Consider the following 17,319-nt stretch of genomic DNA (forward strand, 5'->3'; position numbering starts at 1 on the left):
CAGGACCTACCGCTCAAAGCCGCGGGTCCACCGGCTCCGACTCCAGCGCCAGCACCCCGAACACGGCCTCGTGCACCCGCCACAGCGGCTCGCCCTCCGCCAGCCGGTCCAGGGCCTCCAGGCCCAGGGCGTACTCGCGGATCGCCAGCGACCGCTTGTGGTTCAGGAAGCGGCTGCGCAGCCGGACGAGGTTGTCGGGGCGCGTGTACTCCGGACCGTAGATGATCCGCAGGTACTCGCGGCCCCGGCATTTGATGCCGGGCTGCACCAGCCGCCCCTCCTTGCCGCGCACCAGCGCGCCCAGTGGCTTGACGACCATGCCCTCGCCGCCGCGACCGGTCATCTCCAGCCACCAGTCGATGCCGGCCTGCACCGACTCCGGGTCACCGGTGTCGACGTAGAGCCGTCGGGTGGTCTGCAGCAGGCCGCCCGCGTCGTGCTCGACGAGCCGGTCGAGCAGGGCCAGCTGCTCGTCGTGCGGCAGCCCGGCGAGGCTGCGGCCCTGGACGGCCAGGATCTGGAAGGGGGCGAGTCGTACGCCGTCCAGGCCCTCGGTCGTCCAGCAGTAGCGGCGGTACGCCTGAGTGAACGCGGCCGCGTTCGAGGCCCGTTCCCGCTGGCGGGCCAGCAGGCCGGCCACCTCGACGCCCCGGGACGCGGCACCCTCCAGCGCGCCGAGCGCACCGGGGAACACAGCGCCGGAGGCGGCACCGACGGCCGCGTACTGGGACCGCAGAAGCCCGGAGGCTTTCAGCGACCACGGCATCAGCTCGGCGTCCAACAGGAGCCAGTCCGTGTCGAGTTCCGCCCAGAGACCGGCCGCCTCAACCGCCGTCCGCACGCGCCCGAGGATCTCCTCCGTGACCGACTCGTCGTCGAAGAACGGCCGTCCGGTCCGGGTGTACAGCGCCCCCGTAGGACCGTCGACGCCGAACCGCTTACGCGCCGCGTCGGCGTCCCGGCACACCAGGGCGACCGCCCGCGAGCCCATGTGCTTCTCCTCGCACACGACTCGCGCGACCCCGTCGGCCGCGTACTGCGCGAAGGCCTCGACCGGGTGCTCCAGATAGCCGTCGACGTGACTGGTCGCCGTGGGTGCCATGGTCGGCGGCAGGTACGGCAGCAGGCGCGGGTCGACCGCGAAGCGGCTCATGACTTCCAGGGCCGCCGCCGCGTTCTCCTCGCGGACGGACACCCGGCCCGAGTGGCGGGTCTCCACGACCCGGCGGCCGTGCACGTCGTTCAGGTCCAGCGGCCGGCCGTCGTGCCCGCCGGGCGCCTCGGCCCGCAGGGGGCGCGTCGGCTCGTACCAGACCTGCTCGGCCGGTACGTCGACGAGCTCACGCTCCGGCCAGCGCAGGGCGGTGAGCTTGCCGCCGAACACGGCGCCGGTGTCCAGGCAGATGGTGTTGTTGAGCCAACTGGCCTCCGGGACGGGTGTGTGGCCGTAGACGACCGCCGCCCGGCCCCGGTAGTCCTCCGCCCACGGGTAGCGCACCGGCAGCCCGAACTCGTCGGTCTCGCCGGTGGTGTCGCCGTACAGCGCGTGTGAGCGGACCCGGCCGGAGGTGCGGCCGTGGTACTTCTCGGGCAGACCGGCGTGGCAGACCACCAGCCGGCCGCCGTCGAGGACGTAGTGGCTGACCAGCCCGTCGATGAACTCCCGCACCCGGGCGCGGAACTCGTCGCTCTCGCCCTCCATCTGCTCGATGGTCTCGGCGAGGCCGTGGGTGTGCTGGACCTTGCGGCCCTTGAGATACCGGCCGTACTTGTTCTCGTGGTTGCCGGGTACGCACAGCGCGTTGCCGGACTCGACCATCGACATCACACGGCGCAGCACGCCAGGGCTGTCCGGGCCGCGGTCGACGAGGTCGCCCACGAAGACGGCCGTACGGCCCTCGGTGTGCGCGCCGTCGACATAGCCCAGCTTGCCCAGCAGCGACTCCAGTTCCGAGGCGCAGCCGTGGATGTCGCCGATGATGTCGAAGGGACCGGTGAGCTGGGTGAGGTCGTTGAAGCGCTTCTCGGTGACGACGGAGGCGTTCTCGACGTCCTCCACCCCGCGCAGGACATGGACCTTCCGGAAGCCCTCGCGCTCCAAGTGCCTTATGGACCGGCGCAGTTCGCGGATGTGGCGCTGGATGACCCGGCGGGGCATGTCGGCCCGGTCGGTGCGGGCCGCGTTGCGCTCGGCGCACAACTCCTCCGGCACGTCCAGCACGATGGCGATGGGCAGCACGTCGTACTGCTTGGCCAGGTCGATCAGCTGACGGCGGGCGTCCTGCTGCACGCTGGTGGCGTCGACGACGGTACGGCGGCCGGCCGCCAGACGCTTGCCGGCGATGTAGTGCAGGACGTCGAAGGCGTCCTTGGTCGCGCTCTGGTCGTTCTCGTCGTCGGAGACCAGGCCGCGGCAGAAGTCCGAGGAGATCACCTCGGTCGGCTTGAAGTGCCGGCGGGCGAAGGTGGACTTGCCGGAGCCGGAGGCGCCGACGAGGACGACGAGGGAGAGGTCGGTGACGGGGAGGACCCGTCCCTGCTTCTGCGTCTCGGTCATGCTGCCTTCGCCTCCTTCTCGGTCTTCTCAGCCTTGTCGGTCTTCTCAGCCTTGTCGGTCTTCTCGGTCTTCTCGGTTTTCTCTGTCTTTGCGGTGGCTGTGTTCATTTCGAAAACGGCCATCTGGGTGGGCGGGCCCACCTCGGGGTCGTCCGGCCCGACGGGCACGAACTCCACGTCGTACCCGTGCCGTTCGGCCACCGTGTGCGCCCAGGTGCGGAACTCCTCCCGGGTCCACTCGAAGCGGTGGTCACCGTGCCGGACATGGCCGGCCGGGAGGGACTCCCAGCGGACGTTGTACTCGACGTTGGGGGTCGTCACCAGGACGGTCCTCGCGCGGGCCGAGCCGAACACCGCGTACTCCAGGGCGGGCAGCCGCAGCAGGTCGAGGTGCTCGATGACCTCGCTGAGCACGGCGGCGTCGTACCCCTTGAGCCGCTTGTCGGTGTATGCGAGCGAGCCCTGGAACAGCTTGACGCGCGAGGCCTGCCGCTCGCCCATGCGGTCCAGTTTCAGCCGCCGGGAGGCGATGGTCAGCGCGCGCATCGACACATCGACACCGACGATCTCGGTGAACCGCGGGTCCTTCAGCAGCGCCTGCACCAACTGCCCCTGTCCGCAGCCGAGATCGAGCACCCGGGCGGCGCCGCGGGCGCCGAGCGCGGCGATGATCGCGTCGCGCCGCTGCACGGCGAGCGGGGTCGGCTTCTCCTCCGTCTCGGTCTCCGCCTCGACGGCGTTGTCGATGTCCTCGACCTCGCTGTCGTCCGCCTCCGCGAGCCGCACCAGCTCAAGGCGCTCCATCGCCTCACGCGTCAGCGACCAGCGGCGCGAGAGATAGCGGCTGGTGATCAGCTTCTGCTCCGGGTGGTCGGGCAGCCAGCCCTCCCCCGCCCTCAGCAGCTTGTCGACCTCGTCGGAGGCCACCCAGTAGTGCTTGGCGTCGTCGAGGACCGGGAGCAGGACGTAGAGGTGGCGCAGGGCCTCGGCGAGGGTGAGTGTCTCGCCCTCCAGAACGAGCCGCACGTACCGCGAGTCGCCCCACTCGGGGAACTCGGTGTCCAGCGCCACCGGTTCGACGGTGACGGTCCAGCCCAGCGGCTCGAAGAGCCGTCGTACCAGCTCCGGGCCACCGCGGGCGGGCAGCGCGGGCACCTCGACACGCAGCGGCAGCGGCTGCGCGGCACGCTCCGGCCGGGCGTTGCACACGCCGCGGATCGCACTGGAGAACACACTGCTCAGCGCCACCGCGAGCAGCGAAGAGGCCGCGTACGGGCGGTCGTTGACATACTGCGCGAGTGCCGCGTCGGGCGCACCGCCGCGTCCCTTGCCCTTCCCCCGCCGCACCAGCGCCACCGCGTCGACCTCCAGGAGCAGCGCCGCCGTGCAGCGCCGGACATCGGCCTCGGGGTAGAGGACGTGCGCCGTGCCGTAGGACGTGGAGAACGCCTGCGCCTTCTCGGGGTGCTTGTGCAGCAGGAAGCCGAGGTCGGTGGCGGGGCGTTCGGGTGTGCCGGTGGTGGTGATGGTCAGGAACATGGGACGGAAACCTCAAAATGGGTTCTGAACTGCGGATACTCGCCGTGACGGCCACGGGAGCGCTCTCGTCGGCGCGCCCGCCCAACGTACGCGATCCCCCCACTGCGCACTCAGGATTTTCCGGCGCCCCGCGATCACTCGGCACACCGGTACGGCCGCTCCACCGCCTGATTTACGGTGGGGGCGCGTCAAAGGCCCTTCAGGACGCGATCAAGTGCCGACCGGCCCAGGGGCCCCCAGTGCGACTTGCCGCCGGGCAGGCCGCGGTCCCCGGCTTGGCCCATCGCCATCAGGAACAGGCTCCTCATCGCGGCCAGTCCGCGCGCCCTTCGCACCGCTGCCTCGTCCGCCTGTGCGTAGCTGTCGAAGAACCGTGAGGCACCGCCCGCGGGGAGGAGCAGCCAGGCGGCCGCGAGGTCCCACGCCGGGTCGCCGGCGACGAGTGCGTCGAAGTCGACGACACCCGCCAATGTCCCGTCCGCGACGACCACGTTCGCGGGATGCAGGTCGCCGTGCACCCACACCGGTGAGCCCGCCCACCCCGGGGCCGCCACCGCCTCGCCCCAGACTTCACGGATCTCGTCGGCGAGGCCGGCAGGGGCGACGTCCTGGAAGAAGTGCTCGAAGCCGTCCGTGCAGTCCTTGGGGTGAGCGCCGAAGTCCGAAGCGGTCGGTGCGTCGGCGGGCGCCTCCACGTGCAGCGCCCTGAGGAAGCCCGCCAGCGTCTCGGCCGCGTGGTCGCCGCGAGTGATCGAACCGTGGTCCAGCGGCGTGCCCTCGACCCATGTCATGACGGTCCAGATCTTGCGGAAGCGCTCGGACGGCGCGCCGTCCCGGAGGGGGACGGGAATCGGCAGCGGCAGGCGCGCTGCCAGGGTCGGCAGCCACCGGCGCTCCTTGAGCTGCGACTCGGGGCTCGTGTCCATCCGCTGCATCCGGACGGCCAACTCGTCGCCGAGGCGCCACATCTGGTTGCCCCAGCCGCCCGCCACTTCGCGGATGGGCAACTCGGCCAGGTCCGGATGCTGTTCCCGCAGCAGTCCGCGGACCAGATCCTCGCTGATCTCGATCTCGGATTCGATCATGCCGAGTCACCGTACTTCAGGCGGGCGGAGGCCACCGGGCACTTCGGGAGATCCGGCGGCACCTGTGAGGCTGCCTTGCAGACTGCCGTCGCTCCCCTCTGCACGTCGTACGCACCACGGGCCACGGTTTGTACTGGGGCTGGGGGCCGCGGCGGACTCCGGCGGCCTCGGGGCGGCTCGCCGTCCAGGGCCCGGTGGTCGCGGTCAACGTCAGTCCGTACAGCTGCCACGCCCTGGCCGTCATCACGTCCGGGGTGCGCGCCGTACCGCTCCGCTGGGCGGCCTCCCGCTATGTCGACCGCACCCTGCAGTGGCTGTGGGACACCCTCTGCCGTCCGGTGCTCGACGCCCCCGGCATCGGACCCGGCCGAGGGCCGGCCGACCCGCTGCCCCGCCTGTGGCGGATGCCGACCGGCGAGCTCTGCTTCCTGCCACTGCACGCGGCCGGTCACCACGGCGGGAGACGGACGCACCGTCATGGACCGGGTCGCCTCCTCCTGCACCCCGACCCTGCACGCCTCCCCTGCACCCCCTTCGCCACGGCACGCGCGTGCCGTGGCGAAGGACCTCACCGGAACGCAGGCCGAGAACCCGGGGAGACTTCTGTCCGTCGCCGTCGCCGTCTCCGCGCTGCCGGGACTGGAGGCGCTTCCCCAGGCCGACGCCGAAGCGGCTGCCGCACGCGCCCATTTCCCGGACCACCGCGAGGGGAACGGCCGGCCGACGAGGTGATTCACCTTTCGTCGGCCTTCCAGCCGGCGGGTTGTCCGCACGTCGTGTCCACGCTCCGGCCCGTACGCGACTCGGCGGCCGTGACGGTCGCGGCCGGCACGTACCCTCCGCATCTTCCGGCTCTTCCGGGGAACCGGGCCGGCCCACGCGGTGCACGCCGCGGTCCGCCGACTGCGCGACGGGTACCGCGGCGGCAATGCCGTGCTGTGGGCCGCTCACCTCCGAGCGGCCCCTGACCCGGATCCGGCGCCGCTACGACAGCTGCGACTGGACCTGGGCCGAGATCAGCTCCAGGTGGTCCAGGTCGGCGAGGTCGAGGACCTGGAGGTAGAAGCGACTGGCGCCGGTCTGCGCATAGCGGCCGATCTTGTCGACGACCTCGGACGGGGTGCCCGCCAGGCCGTTGGCCTTCAGTTCGTCGACCTCGCGGCCGATCGCGGCGGCCCGGCGGGCGACCTCCTGGTCGTCCTTGCCGACGCAGACGACCAGCGCGTTGGAGTAGACGAGGTCCTCGGGCCGCCGGCCGGCATCCTCGGCGGCGGCTCGGACCCGGGCGAACTGACGCTCGCTGTCCTCGATCGAGGCGAAGGGCATGTTGAACTCGTCGGCGTACCGGGCGGCAAGCCGCGGGGTGCGGGTCGCGCCGTGGCCGCCGACCAGGACCGGGATCTTCTCCTGGGCGGGCTTGGGCAGCGCGGGCGAGCCGGTGAGGTCGTAGTACGTGCCGTGGAAGTCGAAGGTGTCGCCGACCTTGGTCTGCCACAGGCCCGTGACGATCTCGAGCTGCTCCTCGAGCCGGCCGATCTTCTCCTTCGGGAACGGGATGCCGTACGCCTTGTGCTCCTCCTCGAACCAGCCGGCGCCGAGGCCGAGTTCGACGCGGCCTCCGGACATCTGGTCGACCTGGGCGACCTGGATGGCGAGCACGCCGGGGAGGCGGAAGGTGCCGGCGGTCATGAGGGTGCCCAGGCGGATGCGCTTGGTCTCACGGGCCAGCCCCGCGAGGGTGATCCAGGCGTCGGTGGGGCCGGGCAGGCCGTCCACGGAGCCCATGCGGAGAAAGTGGTCGGAGCGGAAGAAGGCGTCGAAGCCGAGGTCCTCGGTGGCCTTGGCCACCGCGAGCAGCGTGTCGTAGGAGGCCCCCTGCTGGGGCTCGGTGAAGATGCGAAGGTCCATACCTCCATCCTGCACGCCACGGTGCCGGTCAACCCCACCGGTCCCTCCGGCCACTCCCGTCCACGGTCGGGTGAAAAACCGTGGTCGCCCGGCCCGGGGCGTACCTGGCCAGTGACCCGTTGTGGTGGTGGTCGTTGGCTCGTGCGGAGCCGGACCGCCCGGCACCCGCGCCGGCGGCCGTCGCCGGGATGTCACCCGATCGGCCTCCCCGCGGGGGCCTGGGGCCGAGGAGGCCGTCATGTCCGAAGAGTCCGTGCCGCAGCAGGGCGGCGGCACCGGCCGGCCCAAGGGCTTGCTGCAGCAGATGGAGGAGCTGATGGCGGCGCTGAACGCGGACCTGTCGGCCCTTGACGCGGATCTGCAGTCCGCGGGGCGGGGCGTGGAGGAGAGCGAGGCAGACTGAGACCCCGTCTCTAGCCGGCCTCCCTCTCGGGTAACACCTCTTCCCGGTCCGCGAGTCTGCGCAGCATCTCCCGGACCCGGTCCCTGGACTCGTCCGCCGCGTCGATGGCCTCCATGCACTGCCAGTAGGTGCTCTCGTCGTCCGCGGCGCAGGCGAGGCCCACCAGGGCGATGCCCACCTCGCCCAGGAGGCTGCCGAGGCACAGGAGGGCCTGGCGGGCGTCGCCCAGGTCGGTGAGCTGGGCCGCGCGCAGGTCCTCGGTGGCGATGTGCGGGTTGTCGAGGACCCCGCAGCCCCGGCCCGCCAGCTCCGTCAACCCCAGCGCCTCGCCGCGCAGTTCGGGTGGTCCGGAGACCGCGAGGCGGCTGCCTATCGCCTGCGCCAGGGCCTGTGCCTGCCACACCTCGGTCATGGTCTCCGGAGCATCGCCGCTCCCTGCAAGGGCACGTCTGCTCGTCACGATGAGCCGCACAGCGTCCATGCCGCTGCCCCCGTCTGTCTGGACGCGCTGCCCGCACGTCCGCCCGAACTCCGCTGTCCACTACCCAGAGTGAGGGTGTGCGGGACGAAAAGCCAGAGGAAGACCGAAATCTGTGGACAACAAATCGGTTTCGGGCCGGTTTTTGACTCCGGAGAGTGAAAGTGGACTGAACCACTCCTGGTGGCCGCCCTGTTCGACTACGGCGCCGGGAACCTCCGTTCGTTGCGGTCGATCTTCGCGTCCAGCGCCGCGAGCGGGTCGATGTCCAGCACGTCGCACAGCTGCAGCAAGTAGGCGAGCACGTCCGCGACTTCGTCCGTCACGCGGTGCGCGGTGTCCGGGTCGTCCATGACGCGGGCCGACTCCTCCGGCGTCAACCACTGGAAGATCTCGACCAGTTCGGAGGCCTCCACACTGAGCGCGGCGACGAGGTTCTTGGGCGTGTGGTACTGCCGCCAGTCGCGGGCGGCGGCGAAGTCGGCCAGCCTGCGCTGCAGTTTCGCCACGTCGAGATGATCGGTCACGGCTCCAGGTGTACCACCGCGACGGGCTCCGGCCCGGCCGCGCCGGCGGCCCACGAGGCATCGCTGACCGCGGCCACGACGCGGATGTGGCCGCGGCCCGCGGTCCGCAGGGCCAGCCGCAGCAGTTCCCGTCGCTGCCGTGGGTCGAGGGAGCGGTCGAAGCCGTCGGCGAGGACGGTGAGCGTCTGCATGGCCGCGGGCACCTCGCCCGCGGTGTCCACCTCCAGGACGCCCGGCCCGGTCAGCAGGACCAGCGCGAGGGCCAGATAGCGCAGCTCGCCGTCGCCCAGGCGCCGCAGAGCTGTCCGGAAACCGTCGCCGCGGTCGAGAAGCGCCTGCACGGTCCCGTCGCCCAGCGGCTCGGCGAGCACGTCGGCCACCGGTCCCGCGCATCCGGCGCGCGCCACCTCGACGAGCTGCGCGTGCCGTCGTGTGCACTCGGCGCGGGTGCGCCACAGAACGTCGGCGAGGTTGTCGCAGCCGCCGAGGAGCAGTCCGGAGCCGAGCGGGGCGGGGGCCCGCATCCGGCCGGGGCGCGGATCGCAGGCGAAGACGGACCGCAGGGCGACGACCATCTGTTCGGCGGCGGCGAGCACCCGGCGCTGTCCGTCGGTCTTGCCGGCCACGCGCAGCGGCAGCAGTGCGGTGCCGAGCCGGTCGTCGGGCAGCGGCGCCCGCGTCACCGGTGCCGAACCCGCGGTGTGCCAGGCGGCCTGCACGGTGCGGCGGGAGGGGTCGCGCAGGGCGGTCTCCAGGAGCACCAGACCGCCCGCGGTCAACCGCTCGCCCACGATGCGCAGTTCGGGCTCGGCCTGCACGGCGACGTCGAGCCGGACCGGCCCCTCGGGCCCGTCGGCCGTACAGCCGATGCGGAATCCGCGCCGCCGCTGCGCATCGGGCCGCGCCCGCTCCGGCACGCAGTCGGCCGCGTCGGGAAACACCTCCCCGACCTCGGCTCCGCCGCCGAGCCGGGCCAGCGCCTCGTACGCCCGCAGCGCACTGGTCTTCCCGCAGCCGCTGCCCCCGGCGAAAAGGGTGACCGGGCCGAGCTCGAACCCGGCCCGCCGGTGTCCGGCGAAGGCGGACAGCCGCAGCTCGGTGACACAGGGCCGGTCCGGGCGCGGGCGGTCCGCGACGGTTCGCAGCGGGTACGACGTATCGGAGTTCGCCGCGGGCGGCACGGATGACACGGTCATGTCCGGACCGTAGGACCATGCCCGGAAGGTGAACCGTTACGGCGTCGGGAGCTTCCTACGATCGGGGGACCAGGGTCAGGAGCCGGCCACCGAGGCGCTCTCCACCAGGTCGGTGACCTCGGTGTCCGAAGGGGCCAGCAGGAAGACGTTCCGGTCCACGCGGTGCATGCCGCTCGCGAGGCCGAAGACGACTCCGGTGCTGAAGTCGAGGACGCGCTTGGCGACCTCGGCCTCCGCGCCGCTCAGGTCGAGCAGGACGGGGACTCCGGCCATCAGGGTCTCGGCGACCTCGCGGGCGTCGGCGAAGACATTGACCCTGAGGACGACGAAACGGCGACGGGCCTCCGTCAGCGCTTCGGGGTGCGCGCGGTGGTCCACTGCGGACGGCCAGGCGTCGCGTCCACGCAGCGGCACGACCTGGGCGAGCCCTTCCCACTGTTCATCGGTGACGTCGTGGCTGTTCACCGGCTCCCCCCGAACTGACTCGCACTCATTGCCTGCACCAGCCAATTCTTACGCCAAGTCACCCGTTCGGCCCAACAGCGACACGGTCCGCGACCGTCACAACCGTTTCACGGTGACGAGAACCGGTCGGGGTATGGACCGGTTCCTGCTCGAACGGGGCTCTTACCCGCCTCACACCGGACTCTTCACCTCCGGCCACGTACTGGTCACCGAGTGCCACTAGCGTGCCCTGACGTGCACTTGGCAGAAACGCAGCTGGTGACATCCGGCCGGCGAACGCAGTCGGCGGTACCCGCCGTACCGGAACCTCCCGCGCAGTGGCATCGCGTGCTGACGGTGCTGGCGAACGTCAGCCTGTTCATCGGTACACGCACGGTGTGGGCACAGGCGGCGAGTCACCGGCCGGCCGTGGCCGCCGTCATCTCGGTGTGTTACGCCTCGATCCTGGTGTGCGGGGTGCTGGCGCTCGTCGTGCGCCGGTCCCGGTCGCTCGCGCGGCTCGACGCGGTCGTGCTGGTGACCGCCGTGGTGCTCGCCCTGTGCGCGTGGGCCATGAACCACGGCGGCTCGGACGAGGCGGTGCTGACCACCCAGGCCGCCAAGGAGCTGGTCGCGGGCCACCACGTCTACGGGCATCCGTGGCCGTGGCTCTTCCAGAAGGGCATCGCCCTCACCACGACCTTCGACGGCGGCTACGACTACACCTACGGCTATCCCCCGCTCGCCACGCTGCTCACCGCGCCCCTGCTGTGGATCGGCCACGGCGGCGCCCCGGCGACGGCGGTCAGCACGGGCGCGCTGATCGTCGGCACGGTCGTGCTGTGGCGGATGCTGCCCGCGCAGTGGCGGTCGGCGGCGACCATGGCGTGCCTGGGTTTCGGGTTTCTGCCGACCTACGGCCGTGAGGGCTACCCGGCGATCACCGCGCTGGCCCTGCTCATCCCGGTGGTGGTGCGCTGGCCGCGGATCGGAGAGGGCGGGCGGCTCGGGGCGGCCGGTGTCGCACGGGCCGCATGCCTGGGTGCCGCGTGTGCCGCGCAGCAGCTGCCCTGGTTCCTGACGCCGTTTCTGCTGGCCGGGATCTACGCGGTGCGCCGCGGTGAGCTGGGCGGACGGGCCGCGGCGCTGGTGGTGGCGCGGATCGCCGGGATCGCCGCGACCGTGTGGCTGCTGATCAACACGTACTTCATCGCGAGCGAGCCGGGCACCTGGGTGAGCGGCATCGCGCTGCCGCTGACCCAGGGAGCGACGCTGCACGGGCAGGGCCTCGTGGGCGTGTCCCTGTACTACACGAACGGCAGCGACCGGGTCGAATGGTACGGACACGCGAGCATGCTGCTGGCCGCGGCCCTGCTCGGGCTGCTGATCCTGTTCATGCGCCGGCTGGGGCCGGCGGCGACCGTCCTGCCCTGGTGCGCCTTCTATCTGGCGACCCGGTCCCAGGACGGCTACTACCTGATGATGACGCCGCTGTGGCTGGCGACCGCCATCACCGCGCCGCCGTCCGAGTTCACGCGGGCCTGGCAGCCGCGCCCGCGTCTGCTGACCGGCCCCCACCGGAGGTCGGCGCTGGCCGCGACGGCCGCGCTGCTGGTCGCCCCGGCGCTGGTGAGCGCCGTCGTGGCGGTCACCGGGAAGCCGCCGCTCAGGATGGAGATCGCCTCCGTGCGCCGGACGGCGGGGGACGCGAACGTCCTCAGCCGGCTGACACTGCGGGTCACCAACAAGGACGACAGCGCCCTGGAACCGCACTTCATGCTCACCGTCGGCCAGGGCCTGAACCAGTACTGGACGGTCCTGAAGGGACCGGCCACCCTGCCCGCGCACGCCTCGGCCGACTATGTGATCCGGCCGCCGGACCACGGGAGGTTCACCCTGCCGGGGCCGAAAGCCCGACTCAGGCTGCGGGCCTTCACGCCCGCACCGCAGACGCTGTCCAGCATGGACCTCCACCTGCGGGTGCGCGGCACCCGCTGACGCGCGTCAGGCCGCCGTACGCACGAAGCGGAGGGTGGCGGTGACCGTGGTCAGGCCGCGGATCATGCCCAGCTGGTTCCAGCCCAGGCCGAACTCGCCGCGGTCCACGGTGAACTCCGTGTCCAGGGTGAGCGCGTCGGCGTCCGCACCGGCCAGGCGCGCGGTGAGGGTCTGCGGGCGGCTGATGCCGCGCACGGTCAGCCGGCCGGAGACCTCGACGGTGTCCGAGGCGCCGGCCTTCGCGCTGCGGACGGCGAAGGTGATCTCGGGGTGGTTCGCGGTGTCGAAGAAGTCGGCGGAGCGCAGATGCTCGTCCCGCTTCTTGTTCTTGGTGTCGAGGGTGGCGGCGTCCAGGGTGAGGGTGCCGGTGGCGGAGCCGTCGGGCTGCACCTCGCCCTGTCCGCCGATGGAGCCGAAGGTGCCCTTGACGGTGACGAGACCCCACATCGTCTTGTGGCGCAGGGCGACGGTGGATGCGGTGGCGTCGAGCTGCCAGACACCGGTTTCGACGGCGACGGTCATGATCTTCTCCAGTGAGCGGTGAGCAGTGAGCGGGGGGTCCGGAAGATCCGGGGGAAAGCTAGTGCTTCAAATTTGGATGACTACGACCGTAGGCCATTATCCAAATCTGGACAACCCTTCGGTCCAAATTTGAACCATGGGTAGACTCGACACCATGGCCGACCCCGAGGAGCACCCCACCACCCTGCCCGAATGCCCGTCCGCGCAGGGTGGCGGACTGCTGCCCAAGGAGCTGCGGGCCTGGATGGTGATGCTCGGGGCGGTGGGAGCGGTGGAGCAGGAGCTGCGGTCGGTCGTGAAGGAGCGCCTCGACGTCTCGCACGACGAGTTCCTGATCCTGTGCCTGCTCGCCGAGCAGCCCAGGACGGGGCTGCGCATGACGCGGATCGCCGAACTCCTCGGCCGCCCCAAGACCCGGCTCACCTACCAGATCGCCTGTCTCCAGCACGCCGGGCTGGTCACCCGCCAGTCGGTCTGCGGAGACAAGCGGGGCATCGAGGTGGCCCTCACCGACAAGGCCCGCCGCCGCCTGGAGGAGGCCTCCGGCACCCTCGCCTCGACAGTCACCCGGGCCCTGACCCACGTCATGGGCCCGGACCAGCACGAGGCGATGTGCGGCCTGCTGCCCGAGCCGGCCAAGGAGGCCGCACTCGCCCAGGAGTCCGAACTCGCCGAGGAGTCCGAGCGGCCGTAGCGCGTGGTGACCCACCCGCTCCTGGGTACTCGGCGGTCCCGTGCCGGCGATCGCAGGAGGGCTCCATGGGCGCACTGGACCTGCCCGAACCCGTCGTCCGCAGCGGAGCCGCGCCGCCGGTCGACACGGCGGGGCTGGAGGCCGCGCTGCGTGAGAGGGTCGACGGCGAAATCCGCTTCGACGCCGGGAGCCGGGCCGCGTACTCCACCGACGCCTCCAACTTCCGGCAGACCCCGATCGGCGTCGTCGTGCCCCGCACCCCGGAAGCGGCCGCGGAGGCGGTGGCCGTCGCCCGCGAGCACGACGCGCCCGTCCTGTCGCGCGGCGGCGGGACCAGCCTCGCCGGGCAGTGCACCAACGCGGGCGTGGTGATCGACTGGTCGAAGTACTGCCACCGGCTGGAGTCCGTGGACCCCGAGGCCCGCACCTGTGTCGTCCAGCCGGGCATCGTCCTCGACGAACTGAACCGGCAGCTCGCCCCGACCGGCCTGCGCTACGGCCCCGAGCCCGCCACCCACATGAACTGCACCATCGGCGGCATGATCGGCAACAACTCCTGCGGCGCCACCGCCCAGGCGACCGGCAAGGTCGTCGACAACATCGCCCGGCTGGAGGTGCTGCTCTACGACGGCACCCGCTTCTGGTGCGGCGAGACGAGCGACGAGGAGTACGCCGGGATCGAGCGGCACGGCGATCTGCGGGCCGCCCTCTACCGGCAGCTGCGCGCCCTGCGGGACCGGTACGGCGACGAGGTCCGCCGCCGCTACCCGGACATCCCGCGCCGGGTCTCCGGCTACAACCTGGACTCGCTGCTGCCCGAGCACGGCTTCGATGTCGCGGGACTGCTCGTGGGCAGCGAGTCGACGCTGGTCACCGTCCTGCGGGCGGAGTTGGAGCTGGTGCCCGTGGTCAAGGAACGGACGCTGGTCGTGCTCGGGTTCCCGGAGATCGCCGTGGCCGCCGACGCCGTACCGGCGATCCTGCCGTACGAGCCGATGGCGCTGGAGGGCGTCGACGCGCGGCTCGTCAGGGACGAGCGGATCAAGCACCTCAATCCGAAGGCCCGCGCCCAGATGCCCGAGGGCAACGCCTTCCTGATGGTGCAGTTCGGCGGGGACACCGTCGAGGAGGCGGACGAGCGGGCGCACCGGATGCTCGACGGGCTGCACGAGTCCGAGCACGACGCCGAGGTCGCCTTCCTCGACGACCCCGCCCACGAGGAGGAGCTGTGGCAGGTGCGCGAGGCCGGCCTGGGCGCCACCGCGCACATCCCGGGCAAGCCCGACACCTTCGAAGGCTGGGAGGACTCGGCGGTGGCGCCGGAGCGGCTCGGCGACTATCTGCGCCGACTGCGCCGCCTCTACGACGAGTTCGGGTATCTCAGCGACACCGGGCCCAGCCTCTACGGCCACTTCGGGCAGGGCTGTGTGCACACCCGGATCCCCTTCGACCTGTACTCGGCCGACGGCGTGGCCGCCTACCGGCGGTTCATGGAACGGGCGGCCGATCTGGTCGCCGAGTTCGGCGGGTCCTTCTCCGGGGAGCACGGGGACGGGCAGAGCCGCGGTGAGCTGCTGCCGCGGATGTTCGGCGAGGAGCTGGTCGAGGCCTTCGGGCGGCTGAAGGCGGTCTTCGACCCGCTCGACCGGATGAACCCGGGGAAGGTCGTGGCGCCGTACCGGCTGGACGAGAACCTGCGCCTGGGCGGCGACTGGGCCCCGTACGCCCCGCGTGACCTGCACTTCCGCTTCCCGGGCGACGGGGGGTCCTTCGCCGAGGCCGCCAACCGGTGCGTCGGCGTGGGCAAGTGCCGGCAGCTCACCAACAAGAGCGGCGCGGTGATGTGCCCCTCGTACCAGGTGACCCGGGAGGAGGAGCACTCCACGCGGGGGCGGGCGCGGCTGCTGTTCGAGATGCTCGACGGGCACGGCGACAGCGCGATCCGGGACGGCTGGCGCTCGGAGGCGGTACGGGACGCGCTCGACCTCTGTCTGGCCTGCAAGGGCTGCAAGAAGGACTGCCCGGCCGATGTGGACATGGCGACCTACAAGGCGGAGTTCCTGTCCCACCACTACGAGGGCCGGCCCTGGCGCAGGCCCCGCTCCGACCTGTCCATGGGCTGGCTGCCGGCCGTCGCCCAGGCCGTCGGCCGGGCCAGGCTCGGGCCGCTCGTCAACGCGCTCACCCACACCCCGCCGCTGTCCCGGGCGGCCGTGGCGGCGGCCGGGGTCGAGAACCGGGAGATACCGCTGTTCGCGGGGCGGACCCTGCAGCAGTGGTTCGCGAGCCGTCGCGAGTCGTACGGCGACGGATCCCGCGGCAGCGTCCTGCTGTGGCCGGACACCTTCACCAACTTCTTCCACCCGCATGTCGGGCAGGCGGCCGTGGAGGTGCTGGAGCACGCCGGGTGGCGGGTCGAGCTGCCGCGCGAACCGCTGTGCTGCGGGCTGACGTGGATCTCCACCGGGCAACTCGCCGTCGCCGAACGGGTGTTGAGCCGAACGGTGCGTCGTCTCGCCGGGCATGTCCGGGCGGGCGGACTGGTGGTAGGGCTCGAGCCGAGCTGCACCACCGTGTTCCGTTCGGACATGGGCGAGCTCTTCCCCGGCGACCGTGACGTGCGCAGGCTCCGCGACCAGACGGTGACGCTCGCCGAACTGCTCACCGAGCACTCCCCCGGCTACCAGCCCCCGCAGGTGCCGGACCGCTCGGCGCGGGCGCTGGCGCAGGTGCACTGCCACCAGCACGCCGTGCTCGGCTGGGACGCCGACCGCGAACTGCTCGGCCGGGCCGGCGTCGACGCGGAGCAACTGGAGTCCGGCTGCTGCGGGCTGGCGGGCAACTTCGGCTTCGAACGCGGCCACCTGGACGTCAGCGAGGCCTGCGCGGAACGCGTACTGCTGCCCCGGCTGCGCGAGACCGACCCGGCGACGGTCCTGCTGGCCGACGGCTTCAGCTGCCGCACCCAGGTCCACGAGTTCGACAGCGGCGGCCACGAGGCGGTGCACCTCGCGGAGCTGCTGGCCTCGGCGCTGCCCGACGGTGCGCACGGCAGCGCCTACGGCGTCGGCGCGGGCGTACGGCCGGACCCGCCGGGCCGCCGCGCCGGGTCCCTCGCCCTGGCCGGGGTCGGGGTGAGCGCGGCGGCCGCCGTGGCGGGGCTGACCCGCGGACTGCGGCGGTGAGGGCCGCCGCGGTCAGGAGGTCTTGGCGGAGCGGCCCCGGACGACCGCGAACGCCGCTGCCGCCAGGCCCAGTACGCCCACGACCAGCCCGGCGACACCGAGTCCGCGGGCGGTGGAGTCGCTGCCGGCCGCGCTCGACGTGGAGCTGCCGGCGCTCTTGGGCGCCGCCGACGAGGCCGAGGCGGCCCCCTCCTCGGCGCCCTTGGCGGTCAGTTTGAGGACCGGGGCCGGGTTCTCCGGCTCGTCCGCACCGGACTGGGCCACGTCGATCCAGCGGACGGTCTTGCCGTCGGAGTACGTCTGGAGGGTCTTGAAGGTCAACTGGTCAGTGTCGTCGGGTAGTTGACCGAAGGCGACGTTGAAGTCCTGGTACTGCCCTGCGCCGATCCTGCCGCCGGTCCAGGTGATCTCGGAGACGGCGTCGGTGATGGTGCCGTCGTCCGTCTTGACGGGCGTCTTCAACTTCGTGTTGGTGACCTTCGCCGTCCAGCCGTTCTGCGGCGGCGACACGAGCACGCCGAGGACGGGGTGGTCGGTGGGCAGGAACACCTGCACCTTGGTGGTGCTCGCGGTGTCCTCCTCGTTGGGGACACGGAAGGTCAGGACGCCGTCCGTGGCGCCCTTCGCGTAGCTCTCGGGGTGGACGGTGACGTGTGCGGAGGCGATTCCCGCGGCGGCCAGGAGCCCGCCGGCGGTCAGCGCGGTCACGGTGCCGGCGCGGCGCAGGGCGGTGCGTGCAGTGGACATGGGTGAGCTGATCTCCGTACTGAGGAAGGGATGTCGA

At 71.9% G+C, this 17,319-nt stretch carries 16 protein-coding genes; 6 read left to right on the top strand and 10 right to left on the bottom strand.

Annotated features, from left to right (window positions below):
* Positions 1-13: 13 nt before the first annotated feature.
* The 3 genes from ACFY1U_RS25230 to ACFY1U_RS25240 all read right to left on the bottom strand — a co-directional run bounded on the left by ACFY1U_RS25230 (position 14) and on the right by ACFY1U_RS25240 (position 5,180).
* On the bottom strand, positions 14-2,557 hold the full coding sequence (locus ACFY1U_RS25230) for a polynucleotide kinase-phosphatase (protein WP_390696377.1): 2,544 nt from the start codon (positions 2,555-2,557) through the stop codon (positions 14-16).
* Positions 2,554-4,095 (bottom strand): 3' terminal RNA ribose 2'-O-methyltransferase Hen1, encoded by a 1,542-nt coding sequence (locus ACFY1U_RS25235; RefSeq protein WP_390696378.1) that lies wholly within the window; start codon positions 4,093-4,095, stop codon positions 2,554-2,556. Before ACFY1U_RS25235 ends, ACFY1U_RS25230 begins: the two co-directional genes overlap by 4 nt.
* 188 nt (positions 4,096-4,283) lie before the next feature.
* Positions 4,284-5,180 (bottom strand): aminoglycoside phosphotransferase family protein, encoded by an 897-nt coding sequence (locus ACFY1U_RS25240; protein WP_390696379.1) that lies wholly within the window; start codon positions 5,178-5,180, stop codon positions 4,284-4,286.
* A gap of 477 nt (positions 5,181-5,657) precedes the next feature.
* Here ACFY1U_RS25240 and ACFY1U_RS25245 point away from each other — a divergent pair, with 477 nt between their 5' ends.
* Both ACFY1U_RS25245 and ACFY1U_RS25250 read left to right on the top strand, forming a co-directional pair.
* Positions 5,658-5,912, top strand: coding sequence for a hypothetical protein (locus ACFY1U_RS25245; RefSeq protein ID WP_390696380.1), 255 nt, complete (start codon positions 5,658-5,660; stop codon positions 5,910-5,912).
* On the top strand, positions 5,909-6,148 hold the full coding sequence (locus tag ACFY1U_RS25250; RefSeq protein WP_390696381.1) for a hypothetical protein: 240 nt from the start codon (positions 5,909-5,911) through the stop codon (positions 6,146-6,148). Before ACFY1U_RS25245 ends, ACFY1U_RS25250 begins: the two co-directional genes overlap by 4 nt.
* 16 nt (positions 6,149-6,164) lie before the next feature.
* Here ACFY1U_RS25250 and ACFY1U_RS25255 read toward each other — a convergent pair whose 3' ends face one another.
* Complete coding sequence (locus ACFY1U_RS25255; protein ID WP_390696382.1) at positions 6,165-7,088, bottom strand: LLM class F420-dependent oxidoreductase; 924 nt, start codon at positions 7,086-7,088, stop codon at positions 6,165-6,167.
* A gap of 238 nt (positions 7,089-7,326) precedes the next feature.
* Here ACFY1U_RS25255 and ACFY1U_RS25260 point away from each other — a divergent pair, with 238 nt between their 5' ends.
* On the top strand, positions 7,327-7,491 hold the full coding sequence (locus ACFY1U_RS25260) for a hypothetical protein (RefSeq protein ID WP_390696383.1): 165 nt from the start codon (positions 7,327-7,329) through the stop codon (positions 7,489-7,491).
* A gap of 10 nt (positions 7,492-7,501) precedes the next feature.
* Here ACFY1U_RS25260 and ACFY1U_RS25265 read toward each other — a convergent pair whose 3' ends face one another.
* The 4 genes from ACFY1U_RS25265 to ACFY1U_RS25280 all read right to left on the bottom strand — a co-directional run bounded on the left by ACFY1U_RS25265 (position 7,502) and on the right by ACFY1U_RS25280 (position 10,157).
* Entirely contained in the window at positions 7,502-7,972 is a 471-nt protein-coding gene (locus tag ACFY1U_RS25265) for a DUF6099 family protein (protein WP_390696384.1), read from the bottom strand.
* A gap of 197 nt (positions 7,973-8,169) precedes the next feature.
* Positions 8,170-8,496 (bottom strand): nucleotide pyrophosphohydrolase, encoded by a 327-nt coding sequence (locus ACFY1U_RS25270; protein WP_344401805.1) that lies wholly within the window; start codon positions 8,494-8,496, stop codon positions 8,170-8,172.
* Positions 8,493-9,692 (bottom strand): ATP-binding protein, encoded by a 1,200-nt coding sequence (locus ACFY1U_RS25275; protein WP_390696385.1) that lies wholly within the window; start codon positions 9,690-9,692, stop codon positions 8,493-8,495. The genes ACFY1U_RS25270 and ACFY1U_RS25275 overlap by 4 nt, the downstream gene beginning before the upstream one ends.
* A 75-nt stretch (positions 9,693-9,767) precedes the next feature.
* Positions 9,768-10,157, bottom strand: a complete 390-nt coding sequence (locus ACFY1U_RS25280) for a cell division protein SepF (RefSeq protein WP_390696386.1) — start codon at positions 10,155-10,157, stop codon at positions 9,768-9,770.
* 234 nt (positions 10,158-10,391) lie between these two features.
* On the opposite strand from ACFY1U_RS25280, the gene ACFY1U_RS25285 reads away from it, so the two are divergent.
* Positions 10,392-12,134: a hypothetical protein gene (locus ACFY1U_RS25285; RefSeq protein ID WP_390696387.1), complete on the top strand. Its 1,743-nt coding sequence runs from the start codon at positions 10,392-10,394 to the stop codon at positions 12,132-12,134.
* A gap of 6 nt (positions 12,135-12,140) precedes the next feature.
* Here the strand turns inward: ACFY1U_RS25285 and ACFY1U_RS25290 are convergent, their stop codons facing one another.
* A complete protein-coding gene (locus tag ACFY1U_RS25290) occupies positions 12,141-12,656 on the bottom strand; it encodes a YceI family protein (RefSeq protein ID WP_390696388.1) in 516 nt (171 codons plus the stop codon).
* A 154-nt stretch (positions 12,657-12,810) separates the two neighbouring features.
* Between ACFY1U_RS25290 and ACFY1U_RS25295 the strand changes: the two genes are divergently transcribed.
* On the top strand, positions 12,811-13,350 hold the full coding sequence (locus tag ACFY1U_RS25295; RefSeq protein WP_390696431.1) for a MarR family winged helix-turn-helix transcriptional regulator: 540 nt from the start codon (positions 12,811-12,813) through the stop codon (positions 13,348-13,350).
* A gap of 65 nt (positions 13,351-13,415) precedes the next feature.
* Positions 13,416-16,535 (top strand): FAD-binding and (Fe-S)-binding domain-containing protein, encoded by a 3,120-nt coding sequence (locus ACFY1U_RS25300; protein WP_390696389.1) that lies wholly within the window; start codon positions 13,416-13,418, stop codon positions 16,533-16,535.
* A 12-nt stretch (positions 16,536-16,547) separates the two neighbouring features.
* On the opposite strand, the gene ACFY1U_RS25305 is transcribed toward ACFY1U_RS25300, so the two are convergent.
* A complete protein-coding gene (locus ACFY1U_RS25305) occupies positions 16,548-17,282 on the bottom strand; it encodes a YcnI family protein (protein WP_390696390.1) in 735 nt (244 codons plus the stop codon).
* Between the last annotated feature and the right edge of the window lie 37 nt (positions 17,283-17,319).

The sequence above is a fragment of the Streptomyces sp. NPDC001351 genome (genome assembly GCF_042896045.1).
In the GTDB taxonomy this organism is placed as follows: Bacteria; Actinomycetota; Actinomycetes; order Streptomycetales; family Streptomycetaceae; genus Streptomyces.